This is a genomic window from Leptospira kobayashii, assembly GCF_003114835.2.
Classification (GTDB): Bacteria; Spirochaetota; Leptospiria; order Leptospirales; family Leptospiraceae; genus Leptospira_A; species Leptospira_A kobayashii.
Genome location: NZ_AP025028.1, coordinates 2840412 through 2859873, shown reverse-complemented (window position 1 = coordinate 2859873; position 19462 = coordinate 2840412). Strand labels below are relative to the sequence as shown.

Below are 19462 nucleotides of genomic sequence, written 5' to 3'. Positions count from 1 at the left end.
AAAATGATACAAGTTTGAGCTTTAGCGGGTCAAAGGCGGTTTCATTTTTTAAGTAAAGACTTCTTAATATAACAGGTATTGCATATGAAAACAGTTTTGAAGAGGCAAATGGATCATGCCGATGGAAGTAAAATATCCAAATTCCATCGGGAATACTCGCCGATTACCAAAATGCAGGCAGGTTTGTGTCTATTTTCTTTCGTGTTTTCCCTGTTTTTTACCGGCACAATCATATCTCAGGAAGTTATCCCCCAACTTCAACTGGAAGAATACAATGCAAATCTAATGAACCAAGTGTACGGCCAAAGTTATTTTTTGGGCAATACCGCGACTTGGACGGATCAGGTAAATTATTATAAAGGAGTGTTGCGTGCTTATTGGGAAGCGGCTGCCGACAATGCGATATATGATTACGTTTCCAACATAACTACAAACGATTCGTTTAATAGTGTCGATGCATACAAGGATTATGTGCAAAGAGAACTGGATTCGCAAAAGATAGCTGCGATGAACGAATGGGAAAATGAAGCGAATCTTCATATGTTGGAAAACAGAAACGAGTTCGTAGCGAGATTGAATTCGAATCGGGTGGATCAATCCTATTTGAGTCGATTGGGGATGCAGGCAACATTCAGTGGGCCTCAGGATCCGAATTTTCAAGCAAGTCAGTTACAACAACAAATTGTTTCCGCTGCAAATAGTTGGAATGCAAATTTCAATCAGACGTATCAATCCGGCTTGAATGATTTTGCAGGTTCGTTGGAAACAATCCAAAATAAATACGATTCCTTTATCCAATCCATGAATGACTCGGAAGCGACTTTTTCGGACAATTTGTCCGCGATCGATTCTTATAAGTCGATTGTGAAGGATGCGATTCGGGGAATTGTCGGCCAGTTTCAGGGAATGCTCGATCAACCTTGTAACCAGTCCTCTTCCTGCTTATATAGAGATGCGAATAACGGTCAGTTGAATGCAGCAGGTCAAACTATGAACGGTTTGGTGGTAAGATTGAATGCGGTGTTAGCCAATGCAAGCCTGGATACTTCAAACGTTCTTACAACGATTTCAACGGAGATAAATAATTTTTTGGCTGACCAAACGAATTCAGCTCATTTAACTCAAGTTGATTATTCCAAACAAATTACTACGACACAAAATTCGATTCATTCCACCTCCAAATATGGATTAGGTGATTTGTCCTCCTATGTCCAGGCTGTGAATGCGGGTTGGTATTCGTTTGGCAATGTAAGCGGCAGCCAACAGAGTATTTGGAGAAGGGATTCTTCAGGCGCTTTTTCCGGAATTGTAGATTCGCAAATTAAAGAGATGATACTTGCGATCGTCAATGGAGATACGAATGGAATTAAGGGGATGGTAGAAGCTTACGTAGGTGGGGGGAGAACGGTAAGTATTCTTGCCACCAATGTTTATACCGATTGGGCAGGAGGTATCAATAGTGACGGAATCGCAAATTTGAATGAAAGCAATACTCAAATGAATTGGAACCGAGATCACGGTGCCACTTGGACTTGGGGAGCTAACCGATATTATCCACCTTTCTTCTTTTGGACGGATTGGTTTCAGATGGGGCAGATCGGTTATGACGTCGCCTATCAAATGTATGATCCTAATGCGGATGCACAGTCCGCCTATTGGAGCGGAAATTTCACATCTTTAAGCGGTCAATTGAATCAGTATAAAAATGTGATCGCTCCTGCGATCGGAAACTGGGAAGCGCAGGTCGCCAGCTATAATTCGTTCTACGATCAATGGAAGGTAAGTTCCGATTCTTTGAAGCTGCAGGCGAAAGAGGATTATGAAAGATCATTGTCGGACTTGGAATCCAAAAAATCCGCATGGATTAGCAAAATGGAAGAAGAGAGAAACGCAGGCCTGAATAAATGGGAAGAATTATATTCAAAAGTCTCCGAGTTGAAAAATACTCAGGATGCCAATATCATATCGGGAGCTATCCAAAATACTTTTAAATCAACAGTGACGGATTTGCATATTGCTACAGGAGCAAAATCCATATCGGACAATTATACTAGTCAATTGGATACATTGAGTAAAACCGAATTCACGTTCACTGATATTCCTGCGACTAAGAGTGATTCCATGTTAGCCGGATTCGGCGGAATGGGAGCAGATCCTTTTGTGAAGGTTTCCAATAGAATAGGATTTGATACCGCATTGCAAAGCGGAGATCTGATTACTGACAGAATGTACGCAAGCGTGACCGGAAGTCTTGATGCAAATTCAGGATACGGAATCACCAATTCTACGGGAGGATTTGCAAGCGGGCTCGTCGGTTCGATTCAGCAGGCGGCATTCAATGCGGTCGGCATTTCTTCCGGAGGCACAACTCAAAAGTTCAGTATATTGAATGCTGCTAATGAGAAAAAAGTAGATACAAGCATTACCGTCGACGGAAAGGAACTAACAGATGTTTTTGGAAAAACTGCGAATGGAGTGTATCAGCTCTCTCAGATACTTTCCATGAATGAAAACAATTCCATTGCTGCAAAACTGGAACAGTCGAAGATCGTGAATCAAATGGCATATACAGTGGATTGGGATTCCAAATGGAGTGCCAAGTGGGATGAAAACGGCAATTTGAAATTGAATGGAACTATCGGGAATCTGACTGCAAGTCAGGTAAATGCAATACTCAAAAAACAAGCGAACTATGAATACACAGGTCAGAAATTCGAGGGGTTTTGCGTAGTAGGTAGTTCCCATTATGCGGCATGTCAGGAGGAAGAGAAACGATTGTCTAAATTGCAATCGGAGGATTTCAATAACACGTTTAAAAGCGAAATATCTCTACTTGCATCCCAAGGATATGAAATCCAAAACGGAATGATTGTAAAGTCCTTAAGCCGTGAAGAAAAAATCCGAATTGGCCAGACGGAAGGATTGACTTTAACCGACGAAGAGAAAGAAACAGCTGGCACTTGTTATCTGGATCCTTCCAAATGCCAGGATCTTTTGAAAAAAGAATTCGATATCGCTTATGATAACAACGGAGGAGTCACTTTATCAAAAATCATAAGCAACGGTAGGATAGGAGGGCAAAGTGCGGGAACTTATATAAGCGGGACGCAAAACGAAGTTAGGCATATTAATTTATCTCAAATCAACCCTGTAACCGCTCCGAAAGGCAAAGATCTGTTTGACGCCTGGGAAGACAGTGAATGGGCTGATGTGGACGCGCAGGCAAACACGGTGATGAATGATTTTTTCAGTAAAGCTTTGGATCGGGATTCTAAAATGTTGACCCAAGCCTCAGCGTCCATTCGTGAAGTTGAATTGAAAAATGAGAAAAATTTTCAGGCCGAAAAGAAAGCTGCAGAAGAGAGAGATGCTTTCTTAAAGGATATGATTATGGCTTATCTCTCAGGAGGTATGGCCGGTGTTCAGGCAGCGCTTAAAAATAAAGTAGAGGATAAAATCAATACGGAGTTAGCGGCTGCATTCATTCGTGCTACAGGCGGAAGCGATCAGGAAATACAAATGTTATCCGACATGGTCGGCCTTGTGCGTGGTCGTATGCAGGCGAATAATATTAAAAAAAGAGCGAATACCATGTCGATCAAAGATCCAGTTCGTTCTATCGGAAACATCGCGACCAAAACATATGCGGCGATGAATGAAATAGGGAATGTAATGACTTTCGGTTTGAGCGGTGCTACGAATGCATTGGTAACCGGGCTTGCGATTTCCGGTGCAAAGACCGTATTTGGGTCAAAAGCGGTAGATGCAAAGTTGGATCGAATCAACGGAGCGAAAACTACATACCAGGAAATACGAGCCAACGAAAAGGCGTTGATTAAAAGTTATACGACACAAGCTGTCTCTACTGCTTCCGGATTACCCGCTTCCGTCGTAGGTCAGATGTTGACTGATTATGAAGGAAGTATGGCTGCTAAAAAAGCTCGGAGGGCAGTCAGATCCAATCCGATTGCAAATATAAGTTCTCAGATAACCGGAATCGCAGGAGGAATCATTAAGACTGCTGCCGTTGCTTTCGGTGCAAAGGAGAGAGACATCCAAAAGGCGATCAGCCAGGGAAATCAATTGAATCATGCAGGCACTCTGGATTCAAGTTGGTCGGAGATTCAATCGGAAGCTTACGCAAATCAGATGTTAGGGATGAAAGCAAGTAGTTTGAGTTATTCTTCCCAAATACCTACTTGGAAAAACAAAGAAGGTATCATTAAGGAAGTCGGACAACGAATTGTTGTGGATGAGATTGTAAAAGCAACAGGTTGGGACAAAGACATAACGAATACTGTATTTCGACAAGAATACGGAAAAAGACTGCAAAAGAAAGCCGATAAAAAAGCGCAAAAAGAAGCGGCCCGTTCAACAGTTATCACTGCAATTGTAACCGTTGCTACGTTAGGTGCCGGTGGGGCATTGGGTGCAGGTTTGCAGGGAGCGATGAGTTCCATAGGTTCCGCGGTGGGTGCCAGTGCGAATGTGGCGGCAAACGTCGGTGCTGCCGTTGTCAAAGCTGCCGTTCAAGTAGTGGATGGAACAAGGAACGGTGCCAAGGGTGCGCTAGCCGGTTTGGCAAATGGTGTTTTAGGAGTCGTCACAGCCGGAGCATTCCAGGGAAACATGGTCGCAGATCTTTTAAGGGAAGGAAGCGATAAAGTAGGATTGGGAATCGGAGTTACTTACGATAAACAAAACGGTTGGGGTGGTTCCTTGGGACTTGGAAATAAAACAAATAATGCATCCATTTCTTTCTCAGAAAGAGGAGCTACTTCCGTTTCGCTTTCCAGCGGAGGTCCTCTCGGTACTCAGTTTAGCATTAATCATTCAACGAGCGGAACATCTTCGATTGGTGTGAATTATGGCGGCAAAGGACCGTTAGATGGAGCAAACGTATCTGCAAATTACGATTTAAACGGAGGAGGAGTTTCCGCCGGAGTGAGTTATACCGACCCTGGCACTAGAACCGGTTTTTCTTTGAACATGGGCAAAGACGGTTTGGTTGCCTCTGCGCAAACCAATGGGGTAAAATTAGGAAGCGTCTCCGAAAACGGTTTTCAAGCGGGAGAAATGAGCTGGGCACAAGAAAATATAAGTGCCGCACAAAGCGCTGCAGTCTCTTCGGAAAAAAATTCGAGTCTGGGAAATGTATTAAGAAATGTTCCGCTTGTAGGAAAATTGTTAGGTGCTGGAGGCGATATCATTTCAGGAACTCTATCTTCCGCAACGGATGTAGTTACATTGGGTCAGGCAGGATCGTTTCGCGCAGGTATTTCTGAATTAGGGAGAGGTTTAAGTGATGTAGGGGAAATTCTATCGGATCTCGGAACAGGCGTTGCAGAATTGGCAGTTGTAGGATCTTCTTCCTTAAGAGACGGGTTTCATAAGGTTCCTGTCATAGGTGGAATGTTAGGTGCTGTTGGCGATGTTTTTGCAGGCACGGTATCCGCTACTGCAAATGTTTTAACTTTAGGAAAGGTTGGGTCAATTCGGGAAGGAATTTCCGATATAGGGAAAGGATTTTATAATTTAGGGGATATTCTGGTTCGTGATGTTGCTGCGGCAGGAGCGGGGTTGATCGGAACATTTGTTACTACCACAATGGATGTGGCAAATATTTTAACTCTCGGGCAATTGGATATGTATGGTAGTCCGAAAGGGGAAGAAGTTACCGAAGTAAAAAATATATTGAACGGAACCGATGAAAAACACGATCCGAGAGAACGTTATGCAACAGGGTTTCCCGGAGCAATAGGCAGGGCCGTGTTAGATCTTGTAATACCGGATTATGGAATGTTTGGTGGTGCAGGTTGGGGGACCGATTTTTTAGGATTTGATAAAAGTATGCGTATCAACCAGGCGGATGTTGCTTCCTTGGAACATGATAGAGATATGAATGAAATTCATTGGATTAGAAGAAATTGGAGCACTAACCCAACCAAACAATCCGTCGGTCCGATAGGAACAGCATTTACTTTACTGGGGACTGCTGGATTCGGTGTGATCGGTACAGCTCAGTCGTTGTTATATGAAATTACCGGAAAGGGGGCTAACGAGTTTACTGCACCGATGAAAAAAGATGAGTAAACATAATATGTATTTTAAGATAAAAAGACTACCCAGTTTATTATTCTTCATAATTGCTTCTTGCATTCTCTTCAATGCATGCGGAATCGTTAAATTGAGTCCGCATGTAAATAAAGCGATAGAAGTTAAGAAGATTTCCGATCCTTCGAAAACAATTACCGTTCCGGACGGAATGGTTTGGTATGATGAAAATCCTCCCGCCGCAGGGATCAGATTTCCACCGGGGATTTACATTCTGGAGGTGGAGAGTTCGGATTATTTATTTTTTCATTCTCCCGAGCCATTGGAGTTTAGGATTTTTAAAAACGGAAAACCTGTGGATGGCAAAAAAATAAAAGGGGGGATCATGTTTGCAAAAAGAAACAATTCCGATGCAGCACCTTATGCGGGTTACGTGAACGGTGAAACCGAAACTGAAAGGATAATGGTTTGGAAATTGGGAAAAGATTTCCTTTTGAGAGAAGGAAAGGAATGGAAAAAGTCGTTTTGATGTAAAACTATTCTTCTTCCAGTTCTTCGTCTTCTTCCGTAGTGAGTTCCCAAAGATCCCGTAAACTCACTACGTTCCGTTTTAAAGATTCGATATCTTCTTCTTCCAGTTCATACACCGGGGGATCGAACTGAAATCCTTGATTTGCTTTTAAAGCTTCGCAGTCGGCCGCAAAGGATTTCCAGAAATACGGTTTATAATAATCTTCGATATCTCCATACAGACACCAATGAAAAAAATCGTTATAGTCTAGTTCCGTACTTTCCCAAAGAAGAGTATCCGGTGCAAAATAATAAACCATGCCGTCTTCATCCTCGAAGGCGCCCGTATTGACTGCAAAAAATCCACCTAATACGTCGTAACCGACGAGAAGAGCGTCTTCGATGAAAACCTGTTCGGAATCGTTGATGTCGTTCCAATCCGAGATAGAGTCCGTAAATTCGGAAGATTCACCACCAAACAGGCGTATCCATCCGTGGTAAACGGAAATACCTGCCGTGTATTTCAGAGTCATCCCTAAAATTGACTCTTCATCGATTCCCAATGCCTCTAAAATGGAATCCCCTTCCTGATTTTTTCTCGGATAGAGTATCGCATGATTCGTAGCATTTTTTATTTCATTCAGAAATTCGGGATTGATCTTTTGGCCCATAGATCATTGGGAACAAACCGGATCAGTTTGGCAAGTAGTTACTAGAAGGAATCGGTTTGTTTTTGTTCTAAAAATTTTGCATTTCCTTTCACTGATTCGAAATTTTGCCGAAAAAGTTTTACATGTTTGGAATTATGAGGAATCTCTCGAACCAGCTCTTTTTATCTTAGCAACTAACCAGAGAAATACGAGTTTCCAGAACATATAGTTGTGAAAAACCGTAATTTTAAACCAACCTTGGGATTTATATTTGCGGTTACTGGTTCGGATATATCCCTGCATCTGATTCAATCTGATATTTTTTTCTTTAGCCATCCAAACAAAAAAAAGATCTTCACCAAGAGTAAGACTTTCATCGAAGCCTTTTAAAATTAAAAATCTCTCCTTTGCAATGCAGAAACTTTGATCTCCGTAAGGACAACCGAATAGATAAGACCGGAGATTCGCACCGATGGAATTGAAATACATCAAAAAAGATTCCGGATAAAATTTTAATTTAAAGTAATGAAGTTTGTCCGGGCCTTCTGCAATTGCTTTCTCCAAAGCCAGGATTTCTTCTTTTTCCAAACGGCTATCTCCATGTAAAAACCAAAGGAATTTACCATGTGCTTTTTTCGCTCCTTCATTGAGAGCGTAAGCTCTGTTTCCTTTTTCTTTCGGAGAAGAAACGATCACTTCCCAATCTTCCGGAATGTGATGGTTTAAAAACTTTAAAAGTTCCTCCGCTTCATTATCTCCGGGAAAGATAGGAATGATAATAGAAACTGATTTTTCCATCGAAGTAAAACAAATTAGAGTTTTTGCCATTAGTATGCACAAGTCTTCTCTTTTCTAAAGAAAAAAGTAGAAACTACTTTACTATTTTTTTGAAAAGGAAATTGATTCTTCCTCCTCAGCCTATGAAAATCCACAGGAAGCAAATACGATGGAACCCAGGAGGTTGCGGGCGGGGCGGATCATCTAACAGGTTACTCGAACGATATTTTGCACCAAGCCGAACATCTTACCAAACTGATCGGAAAATTCAAAATCGAAAATTAGATTCATTCTAAATCCGTTTGTAAGACTGCTGATATCCGATTTTAGTCATTCATCAGTAGCCCTACAAAAAAACTTTTTTAAACCGGGAAATGCCGTAGTTAAGAAATATCTTTACTAATTACTTCCGTCGGATAGATTACACTACCTATGAGCATTCGCCTTCGTATATCCTTGTACATCTCTTTCGTGTTATTTATCGGTTTTTTTATCCTTACTTCCATTCAGTCTTATCAAACTTTTGTCAACCTGAAAGAAGAAGTGGAGCAGAGTGCTGATGTAACCGCGGAAAGATGGTCATTCGAAGTCATGGAACAGCTCAATACGATGATGGGTGTAACGCGGGGGTTTCGTTTTCCATTGATGTATGCATCCCCTCCCAGAGAGCAAGTGATTTCAACAATGAAGGAGATCTTAAAAAGGAATTTCAATTATTTCGCGATGTGGGTTTGTTACGAACCGAACGCATACGACAAACAGGATTTTAGGTTCAAAAACACATTGGGTCATGATTCAACAGGAAGATTTGTCCCTTATCTTCATCAAACGGAAAAAGAAGGAAACATTCAAATCGAAGCACTTGAAGGTTATGACAACCTGGATGGTACAGGCGACTATTATCAAATCACTAAAAAAACGGACAAAATGTCCGTGGTGGGTCCTTATGATTATAAGGTCGGTTCCAAAAATATTCTTATGATTTCTCTTGTAACTCCGATCAGTCTACCGGGAAAATTTTACGGGGCAGCGGGTCTTGACATCGATCTTAAAAACTTGCAGGAAAGGATCGGAGATAAAAAACCGTTTCGGGGGCAAGGATACATCGCTCTTGTTTCACCAAATGGAACTTATGCGATGAACGGAGATGACAAGTCCCAACTTGGAAAAAAGATTCTTGATTCGGACGAACTGAAAGTTTATCTGCAGAATAATAAAGAAGGGAAAAGGTTTACTTACTCATCCAACGGATACACTCATTATTATTTTCCGTTTCATATCGGAAAAGATCCGAAATTCTGGACCATGCAAGTCAGCATACCAAATTCCATTTATTTTAAAAGCGTCGGGAAAATCGTTTTAGAATCCAGTATCATTTCTCTTTTGATACTAATGTTCGTATTGATCGCTTTGAATCTGATTTTTCAAAGATTGGTAAGCCGCGGGCTAACGATAGCGATGCATTTTTCATCCAGAATTGCTGATGGAGATCTTACCGCTGTAAACCATTATAAGAAAACCGACGAGATCGGCCATCTTCTTCAATCCATGACGGCAATGAAGGAAAGTTTGTTTTCCATGATCAGTCAAATCAAACTCTCCTCTGAAAAATTGGGATCCCATTCCACCGAAATGACAAGAACTTCGGAAAATTTTTCCGACATTGCTCAGACGCAAGCTTCCGCTGCGGAAGAATCTTCTGCGGCAGTGGAAGAACTTTCCGCCTCTGCCGATCATGTGGGACGATCTATGGAAACTGCGGTAGGAAAAATGCGGGAAATCGATTCCAATGTTTTAAGGTTGAGAGAACAGATTCAAAGCATCAACCAAGAGATGCAAAGCCTTGCAAAATTGGCGACCGATTCGAAAGAACAGGCAGTGATCGGAGAAAAGGCAATGTCCTCCTCGACGGATGCAATGGAAGAAATCGGGGACAGAGCCTCTCGTATTACGGAAGTTTTGGATATTATCACCGAGATATCGGAAAAAATAAACTTACTCGCGTTAAATGCTGCGATCGAAGCCGCAAGGGCCGGAGATGCAGGGCGCGGGTTTGCTGTTGTGGCGGAAGAGATTGGAAAACTTGCAGGACAGACTTCTCTTTCCGTACAAGAGATCAGCGGACTTGTCGAGTCTACAAATCTTGCGGTTACAAACGGTAATGCCAAAGTGGAAGAAGCGGCTAAGGTCTTACGATCTCTCAACTTAAGCGTGAATGAGTTCGAGTCTTCCGCGAACAAAGTATTGGTTTCGGTAAAATCCCAGGAAACAAATACGAAAGATATCGGAGAGAGTGCCACCGCTTTGACAACACTCAATCTTCAAATTGAAGAAGCTGTCTTTGAGCAAAAAAGAGCTACGGAAGAGATCACAAAAACCATTTTGAGCATTTCCGACGGAACTCAGGAAGTGGCGGGTGGAGCGGACAACCTTACCAATTTATCGGCCGATATGCAAAGACAGGCAGAGCATTTGGGTCAATTAATTGGCAGGTTTAAAGTCTAAGATATTTCCTTAAATGGCAAATACCGATTGGAACGTAAAATAAGATGCGTTCGGTTTGAAATCGTATCTATGCAAAGGATCTGCATTCCACATATTGTTCTTTTGATTGCGGATTGCATCTCCTCCGTAAAGTTGAGAAGCTCCGAACCAGAAGGAAACATTTTCAAACGGAGTTACGATATAGATGAAATTCAACTCTGTTGCGATTTTTTTACCTAATCTAGGAGCAAACTGATCGTATTGTTGAGTATTGAAATAATCTTCAGTGCTGGCAAGTCCGCCGGTTTTAGCGTTCCCTGTCACATAATTGTTGTTATCGTAATACCCGTCTTGGAGTTTTACTTTGTAATACCAATGAGGGTTGAAGATAAAAGTTCCCCATTTACCCGCTTCGTATTTCAAATGAATGGAATAATCTTTTACGTTTTGCCAAAAGACGGCTCCCGAGTTTCCGTTCCCTGCGAAAGGAATGCTTCCTCCTGCCATCCGTCTTGTAGCGAATAACGGGTTGAATGTGGCAACGGATGCGTCGTTTCTGTTGGGATCTCCCGAAGCTTGGACATATTGTACGCCGATTCGGAATTCCTTAATAGGTGAATAACCGAGTTGCACCGCGACCAAATTGGCATCGTATTTTCCATTCTGAGCAAAGAGAGGTTGTGTTCCGTTGGTTTGGTTGGTTTTGAGTTTGCCATCCAGATTCATCCAATCGGGAGCGATCCTTTGACCGTTGTATCCCGATTGCCAAGCTGCTTCTACCATCCAATCGAATTTGACTCCGTCCGGAACCGCATTGCTTTTGGTTCGGTTGGTAAGTCTGAATCCATAAGTATTCATCTGGTCGTTTCCGCGGTAGATCTGTTCTGTTGCCCAGTCCGGTGGATTTTTCACGGCAGTTCTTTTTTTGAAAAGACTGAAATCGTAAACATCGATTCCCAACCAATCCGCTACTTTGAAATTGTGATGAATACCTGCATAATATGCTTCACCTGGCCCACCTAACTTTGTGGAGTTGTTGGAAACGAGACTATTTGAATTGCTCTCGGTGCTGATTACGGATGCGAATACGTCGGTAGTATGATTTTCTATTTTGGTAGTGAGTCGGATGGCATCGAATGAATTTCCGTTCAAACTATCATTTCTCGCTCCCACAATTCGTCCGTCGCCAAAGTCGATGATTTGTCTACCCGTTCTCAATCGGATTCCTTCTTTGGCTGTTTTCAAATCAACAAAGGCTTCTCTGAATCCTGTGTAGTTATTCACAGGAATTGTTGTTTGTTTGGTGGTATCGTAAGTGGTGCCCGCATTGGTAATCACTGCATATTTTTGATCTTGGTTTCCGGAGGAAATTACCTCTCCCCCCCATAAGCGAACGTCTTGAAATGCTACTTTGAAAAGAACATTGGGAGTTAAATCCCCGATCAGATAAAATTGAGTTTGGTTGACTACGGAGTTTCTAGTGTCGGCAGTTGTTTTATCAAAATCGAGGTTAGTGATCGCATCCGCTTTCGGTCGGAGACCAAACCCGACTTTGTATTTGTCTGCGAACCATAAATCAGGATTGGATTGAATTGCTTTTCTTTGTGCTGAAGTGATTTGCAAACTTCTTAAATATTCACCAGATAAGTTTGCCTTCAAAGGACTTTTGTAAGGTTCCACAACTTCCGGCTTGGCTTGCAATGCTTGCGTAGCAGTAGTTCCTTCCTGAGTAGGGGGAGGGTTTTGCGTGCCTGTGCTCGGCGTGTTTGTTTCCTGGCTGGGCGGTTTGGTGGTTGCTTCCGTAGAGTTCGGTGGTGTATTTTGCGCAAACAAACTCGCAGTGGATAAGAGTAAAATAGGGATCAGTTTTTCAAATTTCATAGGATGATGTACCTGCCGTTCCTGGCAGATTAGGAATTTACGCAGGTGGGTCAATAAATTATCTATTATTGCAGATAAAATTCCGTAATAATAGATCAAATTCGCTATTTTGAACATTTTCTTGGCCCGTATTGGACAAAAAAAGACGTGAGATGTTTCACGCTCTTTTTCGCGGAACATCCTGTTCCGACGAAAAAGCTCCGGCCATCCCTGGCCATTCGCAGCGACCCATAGGGAGCGAGAATGTGAACTGGACGGTGAGCGAAAGCGGTAGTCCAGATTCACAGACTTGCTTGCAAGTCTAATCAATCGTCGCATAAATCTTTAATCAACTGACTTTTAAAAAACGCGTCAATCCTGAGATGGGCTTTGATGCCACCGCGAGAAACATCTCACTTGCTTTTAAGAAAGAAGAGACTCTGATTCTAGATTTCCAAAAGTGCTTTTAGGCAATGAGGGGACATAATATCCGACGTCCGATATTAAATCCCCCGCCCTGTTTAGGGTTGGGGGGTGTGGCTCGTGGGCTGCCGCAAACCACCTAACACAAAACAACCGCTTCGACAACCTCAAACCAGGTTTTAAAAAAAATTCTCCGGAAAAGTTCGCCTTTTTGCCAACCGAGATTCAGATTCCCCCCTTTCCGGAAACACCCAACATCCCAATCCACCCCTCAAAAAAAGGGAAATTTTTTTTCCAAAAAACAAAATTTAGCACCAAAAAATGATCGCCCCGTACTCAGATTTTTTTGACCCCTCGCATTAATCCAGATTAGTTGACCTATTCACAGGTCCCTTATGCCAAAAGAGAATTCCGCAGAACAAAAGTTTAGTCGGTTCACAAAAACCCAAGCCTTGCTAGGTCTATTTTCCCTTGTATTTACTATATTTTTTGCAAGGGCTACCTTCTCCCAAGAAGTCATCCCCCAATTGCAGATGGATGAATACAATTCGAATATAATGAATCAGGTGTATGGTCAATCTTACTTTCTGAATTCCATCGCAGGCTGGACGGATCAGGTAACGTATTACAAAGGTTTACTCCGTGCCAATTGGGAAGCCGCCGCCGACAGCGCGATTTACAATTATGTCTCAAACATTACCACAAGCGATTCGTATAACAATGTTGATGCGTATAAAGACTATGTGCAAAAGGAACTGGAATCCCAGAAAATCGCGGCTCTGAATACCTGGGAAGATCGTGCGAACCTGGATTTTCTGGAAAACAGAAATGAGTTCGTGCTCAGACTCAATACAAACAGAGTCGATACCACTTATCTGAATCGAATCGGAATACAAACTACACTTTCCGGACAGGACACACATAACCAAGCGCTCCAATTGCAACAGCAGATTGCCAATGCTTCGAACCAATGGAGCCAAAATTTCAATCAGAATGCCCAACAGGGATTCAATGATTTTGCGACCTCTTTGCAAACGATAGAAAGCCAGTACAGCCAATTCCTGGATTCTATGGACGAGTCGGAGGCCACTTTCCAGAACAATCTGAACGCAATCGATTCTTATAAAACAGCTGTTAAAACCGGAATCAAAGGAATCGTCGATCAGTTCAAAGGAATGTTAGTCGATACCTGCAACCAACCGGATGACTGCGTTTATAAAAAAGCCAATCAGGCAGGATTGAATGATGCGGGAATCATGCTGACTAACTTGATTGGAAGAATGGAAACAGTTCTGAACCAAACAACCTTGGACAGTTCCAACATTCTCACCTCCATTTCTACAGAGGTGACATCTTTTCTGGCGGGAGTCAGAAACACTGCGGCTACCAATACGACTTCTTTTGCCAATCGAATCGATACTTACCAAACTACTTTGAATTTTGATCCCAGTATGAATATTTATACAACAGATGTTTCCGGTATCATCAGTTCGATTTATTCGGATTCATTCGGTTCTGTTCCTGACAACCAACGATTTGTGGCATGGCAACAAAGTCCTGGTTCCAGGGATTTTGCAAATATTCCCGAACCTCTCAAATCCATATTTCTGGCGATCAGATCTGATAATATGGAAGGTGTCAGATTTTTATTGAACCAACTTGTGGGAACGGGAGATCGGACGGTAACAAGCGTAACATTTGCTAACCTGTATACGGATAGTTATAATATGTACAATCAAATGCCAGGAGGCCTCACCGGTGTATCGCATACTGAAGGGAATTTTCTTCGGGATAGAGCCGTTGGTACTCCTTATGACAGTTGGTGGCAAATACGTCCCTGGAATACAACTGAAATGCAAATGGGTGCCATCGGATACCGCGCTTTATACGTAGTGCATGACGCGCACGCTTCGGTTATGGCAGACTATTGGGGATCCAATTCGACTTCTTTGACAGGTCAACTGGGCAAATATACGAACGATATCAATCCTGCGATTCGAAACTGGGAAGGACAAGTAGCAAGTTATAGTAGTTTCTACGAACAATGGAAAGTAAATGCAGATGCATTGAAAGCACAGGCAAAGGCAGATTATGAAAATTCACTCGCCGATCTGGAAGCCAAAAAATCCGCATGGGTTTCCAAAATGGAAACGGAAAGACAAGACGGTCTGATCAAATGGGAAGAAATGCAAAAAAATGCCGCGAACGCAGAATCAAAGAATGATTTAGCGGCCTTGAAAACCGACTTAATCGCCGGTAAGTCTTCCGCGTTCGATTTTTCCACAGGAACCGAATCGGTTCTAAGCCGTTACGAAGATAGTTTAACAAGTCTTACTACGAAGGAATTCGTGTTTCACGAACCGGTTCAACAGCAGGTAATCGCGCAAGATACAAGTATAGGTATCAAAGAATTCTTCTCCAAAGATCAAAGTCTAATGGCAGTCGCAAAGATAGACGTGATCGATAAGGTTTCCACTATGGGGAGTTTTTCGTTAGGCGGTTTGGCATCTGGCATCGGACTTGTTCAAACAGATCCTATTATTTACAAAACGATCAGCACGATTGAATCTGCCGTCGGTGCTGTGGGAGGATTTGCGTCTTCCCTTACAGGCACAAATACATCTACGTCCGGAGGACAACCCTTCTCGATCTTCAATGCAGCGAGCCAAAAAACAGTAGAAACAAGTTTGAAGGTGGATGGCAAAGATATAGGAGCTGTTTTTAGCAACACAGCGAATGGGGTCTACCAATATGCTCAATTATTATCCGCCAATGAAAACAACGAGAGAAGTGCAGATAGAGAACAGGAAAAACTTCTCAATCAGCTAACGTATGCAATTAAGTGGGAAGACCGATCTGTTTTAAAATACAACGACGAAGGAAAACTGGTCGGGACAATGGAGTATCAGCATATTCTGAATCAGATGAATGATGCCAAGTTTGCACCGATGGTGAGTTGTATGGCGAAGCCGGGAGCGACGCAGGAGGATTGTTTCAAAACGACCTTTAAGGATTCGATAGCTTATTTAAAGAATCAAGGTTTGGAATACCAAAATGGAATGATCGTAAAATCTTTAAGTAGAGAAGAGAAGATTGTATTAGGCCAAACGACAGGACTAGATCTAACCGACTCTGAAAAAGAGGCGGCAGGCACTTGTTATGTGAATCCTGGTCAGTGCTGGGATTTGCTAAAACAAGATTATAAATATACGATCAACAAAGAAACGAATGTAGCGACACTCACCAAAATCATCAGTAATGGACAGATAGATGGTAAGAATAGCAAAGGCGAATACAAAAGCGGTAACCAAACAGAGATTCGTTATGTGAGTTTGGCAGAAGTCAAACCGATTATGGCTCCTAAGGGTAAAGATTTATTTGAAGCTTGGGGAGAGGAAGATTGGGAAGATGTAGGAGTACAACAGAATGCTGCGCTCAAAGATTTTTATAATGTGGGACTCGCGGGAGACGCCAAAAAGATTTCAGCTGCAGCAAATGATATCGCCGCGGTGAAAGAGAGAAATGAGAAGAGATTCCAGGAAGCCAAAGCAGCTGCGGAATCAGCGGATTCGTTTCTCAAAGATATGATACTAGCGTATATATCGGGTGGAACCGCAGGGATCAAATCATCGATCAAAGGTAAAATAGAAGATCAAATCAACTCAAGTTTGGCGGGAGCCTTTATCCGTGCTACTGGAGGAAGTGAAGACCAAATTGCGATGGCGTCGGATATCATCAGCTTTATGCGTGGGAAGATGCAGGAGAAGCAAGTGAGAGACCGTGCAAATACATTCTCTATGAGTGATCCATTAAGATCTATAGAGAACGCATTCGCAAAGCAATATAATAAAATGAATCAAATCACCGGAGGAATTTCCGGAGCAGTTATAGGTTCCATGATATCGGCAGGGACAGCCATACTAGATACAGTCGCCGGTGCAGTGAGTTCCGTAGCAGGCGCGTTTGGTGGTATTGGAGGAGCGCTCATGGCAAGAAATCCGCTTGTAGCCGCAAGCGCAGCAATGGTCGTAGCTACGGATAACTATATAGATAAGCAGAAAGAAAAGATGACGGGAGCGAAGGATACGATAGCCGGAATCCGAGCGAACGAAATGGGATTAATCAAAAAACATACAACAAGTGCGATTGTAAGTGCTACAGGTTTACCAGCAGAGGTAGCCAATAACATAGTAGCGGACTATGTAGGATCGCAAGCAGCGAAGAAAGTAAGAAGTGCGATTAATGCCAATCCATTAACCAATGTGGTCACTCAAGTAGTGGGTGTTGTTGGAGGAATTATAAAGACAACTGCGGTAGCATTCGGAGCGAAGGAAAGAGATATCCAGAAAGCATTCGCCGAAGGCAATCGAATTGCGAATGCAGGAAGTTTGGATTATGGGACAGCGGAAATACAATCGGAAGCTTATTTGAACCAAACATTCGGGATGAAATTAGGAAGTGCTAGTTATACATCAGCAACCCCAACCCTTAAAAACAAGAAGGGCTTCGTAGAAGAGTATGGCAAACGAATCGTAGTGGAAGAAATTGTTAAAGCCACAGGCTTCGATAAAGATATAGCGAATGCTGCGTTTAGACAACAGTATGATGGAATCCAACAGAAGAAGGCTGATAAGAAAGCACAAGCTGATGCAGCGAGATCGACAGCGATTACAGCGGCAGTAACACTTATAACCTTAGGAGCAGGAACCGCAGTAACTGGTCCGATGGCAGCGATCAATAGTGCCTTGAGTACAGTAGGTCAATTATTCGGAGCAATTGGAAGCGGAGCGGTTCAACTAGGAGCAACGATCATTAAGACCGCGATACAGGTAATAGACGGTTCAAGAAATGGAACAGAAGGAATGCTGGCTGGACTTGTCAACGGAATCTTGGGTGGACTGACCGGTGGTGGGAAACTTGACTTGAGTTCAGGGATTACTTCATCCATGGGAGCACTAGCTCCGCTTCTCAAAAACACAGCACTAGGTTTGGGAGTGAGTTACGACAAACAGAATGGCTGGGGAGGAAGGATCGGGATAGGAAATGCAAGCACGAATCTAAACATAGGATTTTCTCAGAGAGGAAATACGACACTATCTGGCTCATTAAATGTTCCTGGCGTGAAAGGATTGCAAGCAACTCTTACGACAACAACAAATGGTGCGACTAGTGTAGGGGTAAATTATAACTCTGGTAAGGGACCACGTGAAGGTTGGAACGTAGGAGCGAACTATGATATTAATGGTGGAGGGTTTTCCGGAAGTATAGGGTATACAGATCCAGGAACAGGACTCGGACTCACATCAACGATAGACAGAAACGGTTTGTCTACATCTGCCCAAGTGAATGGTGTGAATCTCGCAACGAATGGGCCTGACGGATTCAGCTTTGATGAGATGAACTGGTCAGAACAGAACATCAATTTGGCGCAAGATAGAGGGAATAAATTACAAGAGGATATTTTGTTGAAAAAAGATGGAGTCGCTGATCCTGATAGTTTATCACCAGAAGAAAGAAATAGAAGATTAGAGGATATTAATCGAAGAAACGAGAATGCACAACTAGCAGCTGATGGGATGAGCGATGACGATATAGAGAACTTGAGTCCGGATGATCGAGAGGCAGCGTTGGATCGGATCAATGGATTAATCAACGTAGCTGATATACCAGGAGTTATTCTTGGTGGAGTGGGAACATTGTTTGGCGGAGCACTTGCATTTATGGGATTAGGTGGGGGGACGAATAGTAGACCATTGCCAATACCTACGACACCTAATGCACAGGTTGTTGAGGTTCCTGCTAAGAGAAGAGAGGATGGGGAGGATGATGTTAATGAAAGACCTTCCGATGTTGCTGATGATGGTGCACCGAAACCAATGGGAGAGGATGGAATCATTAACACGGGGAATGTTTCGCAACCTGTCGAAGCTGCGGGGGTTTATTTCTTTCCAGGTGAAGAGGGAACGGTGACTAATAGTCCAGATAACAATACAAATGCTCAAGAGCCTTCTCCAGACGGAAGTAATATTCTTAGAAATTCAGATAAAATAGTGGAAGCTTTTGTTTTAACAGATCGAAATAAAGCCAAAGAGCTATTAAAGACAATTACAGATCCTGCTGAGCTGAAAATAGCTAAAGAAAAATTAGATAAAGCGATCAAAGAATGGGATGATAACAAATCCTCTCCTGAAGGTATTGCTCGAAATAATGTTTTGGAGGATTATTATTTATCAAAAGCAAGAGGGCTTTCCGAAATTTCTACAACTGGAACTACTATATATAAAACACCAGATGGAGGCTTACTTCCAACTAATGGAAAAATAAATTTACCTCAAGGTGTAGAATATAGTGCAAATGGAACAAAAGTAAAGCCTCATGCTGGAATGGATATTCGAGCAACGATTGGAACGCCTGTTCCCTCTGTTGCAGATGGAACAGTTATTTTTGCCGGTGGAACAACCAAAAACCATCAAGGTATCGCTGGCTATGGAGCACATGTGATAATTGAGCATCCCGATGGAACTCGAACCTTATTTGCGCATAACTCTAATCTGTTAGTAAAAAAGGGTGATATTATAAAAAAAGGCCAAGTCATTGCACTGTCGGGTAATTCAGGAAATTCTTCCGGTCCCCATATTCATTTTGAAGTAATGGACAAAACTGGGATCCCCCAGAATCCCGAGAATTATAAGTGGTAGGTAAAT

Annotated in this window: 7 protein-coding genes; 4 read left to right on the top strand and 3 right to left on the bottom strand. The window is 42.5% G+C overall.

Annotated elements, in window-relative coordinates; genetic code table 11:
- Positions 1-84: 84 nt before the first annotated feature.
- Positions 85-6093, top strand: coding sequence for a TIGR04388 family protein (locus DI077_RS12845; protein ID WP_109022559.1), 6009 nt, complete (start codon positions 85-87; stop codon positions 6091-6093).
- Positions 6094-6100: 7 nt separating this feature from the next.
- Entirely contained in the window at positions 6101-6583 is a 483-nt protein-coding gene (locus DI077_RS12840) for a hypothetical protein (protein WP_135354951.1), read from the top strand.
- A 7-nt stretch (positions 6584-6590) separates the two neighbouring features.
- On the opposite strand, the gene DI077_RS12835 is transcribed toward DI077_RS12840, so the two are convergent.
- Together DI077_RS12835 and DI077_RS12830 are read right to left on the bottom strand one after the other, a co-directional pair.
- Positions 6591-7235, bottom strand: a complete 645-nt coding sequence (locus DI077_RS12835) for a DUF2625 family protein (RefSeq protein ID WP_109022561.1) — start codon at positions 7233-7235, stop codon at positions 6591-6593.
- A gap of 132 nt (positions 7236-7367) precedes the next feature.
- Entirely contained in the window at positions 7368-8042 is a 675-nt protein-coding gene (locus tag DI077_RS12830; protein WP_109022562.1) for a glycosyltransferase, read from the bottom strand.
- Between the two features lie 381 nt (positions 8043-8423).
- Between DI077_RS12830 and DI077_RS12825 the strand changes: the two genes are divergently transcribed.
- Positions 8424-10496: a methyl-accepting chemotaxis protein gene (locus DI077_RS12825; RefSeq protein ID WP_109022563.1), complete on the top strand. Its 2073-nt coding sequence runs from the start codon at positions 8424-8426 to the stop codon at positions 10494-10496.
- Positions 10497-10505: 9 nt separating this feature from the next.
- On the opposite strand, the gene DI077_RS12820 is transcribed toward DI077_RS12825, so the two are convergent.
- The gene (locus DI077_RS12820; RefSeq protein WP_109022564.1) at positions 10506-12356 is read right to left on the bottom strand and encodes an alginate export family protein; all 1851 of its coding nucleotides are present in this window, start codon (positions 12354-12356) and stop codon (positions 10506-10508) included.
- Positions 12357-13153: 797 nt separating this feature from the next.
- On the opposite strand from DI077_RS12820, the gene DI077_RS12815 reads away from it, so the two are divergent.
- Positions 13154-19456 carry a TIGR04388 family protein gene (locus DI077_RS12815; protein ID WP_242935191.1) on the top strand — a complete coding sequence of 2101 codons (6303 nt, stop codon included), beginning with the start codon at positions 13154-13156 and terminating at the stop codon, positions 19454-19456.
- Positions 19457-19462: the final 6 nt, after the last annotated feature.

What these genes read in the sequence shown, in the direction of transcription:
- DI077_RS12815 (WP_242935191.1), top strand. Translation starts at nt 13,154, where the DNA reads ATGCCAAAAGAGAATTCCGCAGAACAAAAGTTTAGTCGGTTCACAAAA.
- DI077_RS12840 (WP_135354951.1), top strand. Translation starts at nt 6,101, where the DNA reads ATGTATTTTAAGATAAAAAGACTACCCAGTTTATTATTCTTCATAATT.
- DI077_RS12835 (WP_109022561.1), bottom strand. Translation starts at nt 7,235, where the DNA reads ATGGGCCAAAAGATCAATCCCGAATTTCTGAATGAAATAAAAAATGCT.
- DI077_RS12820 (WP_109022564.1), bottom strand. Translation starts at nt 12,356, where the DNA reads ATGAAATTTGAAAAACTGATCCCTATTTTACTCTTATCCACTGCGAGT.
- DI077_RS12845 (WP_109022559.1), top strand. Translation starts at nt 85, where the DNA reads ATGAAAACAGTTTTGAAGAGGCAAATGGATCATGCCGATGGAAGTAAA.
- DI077_RS12825 (WP_109022563.1), top strand. Translation starts at nt 8,424, where the DNA reads ATGAGCATTCGCCTTCGTATATCCTTGTACATCTCTTTCGTGTTATTT.
- DI077_RS12830 (WP_109022562.1), bottom strand. Translation starts at nt 8,042, where the DNA reads ATGGCAAAAACTCTAATTTGTTTTACTTCGATGGAAAAATCAGTTTCT.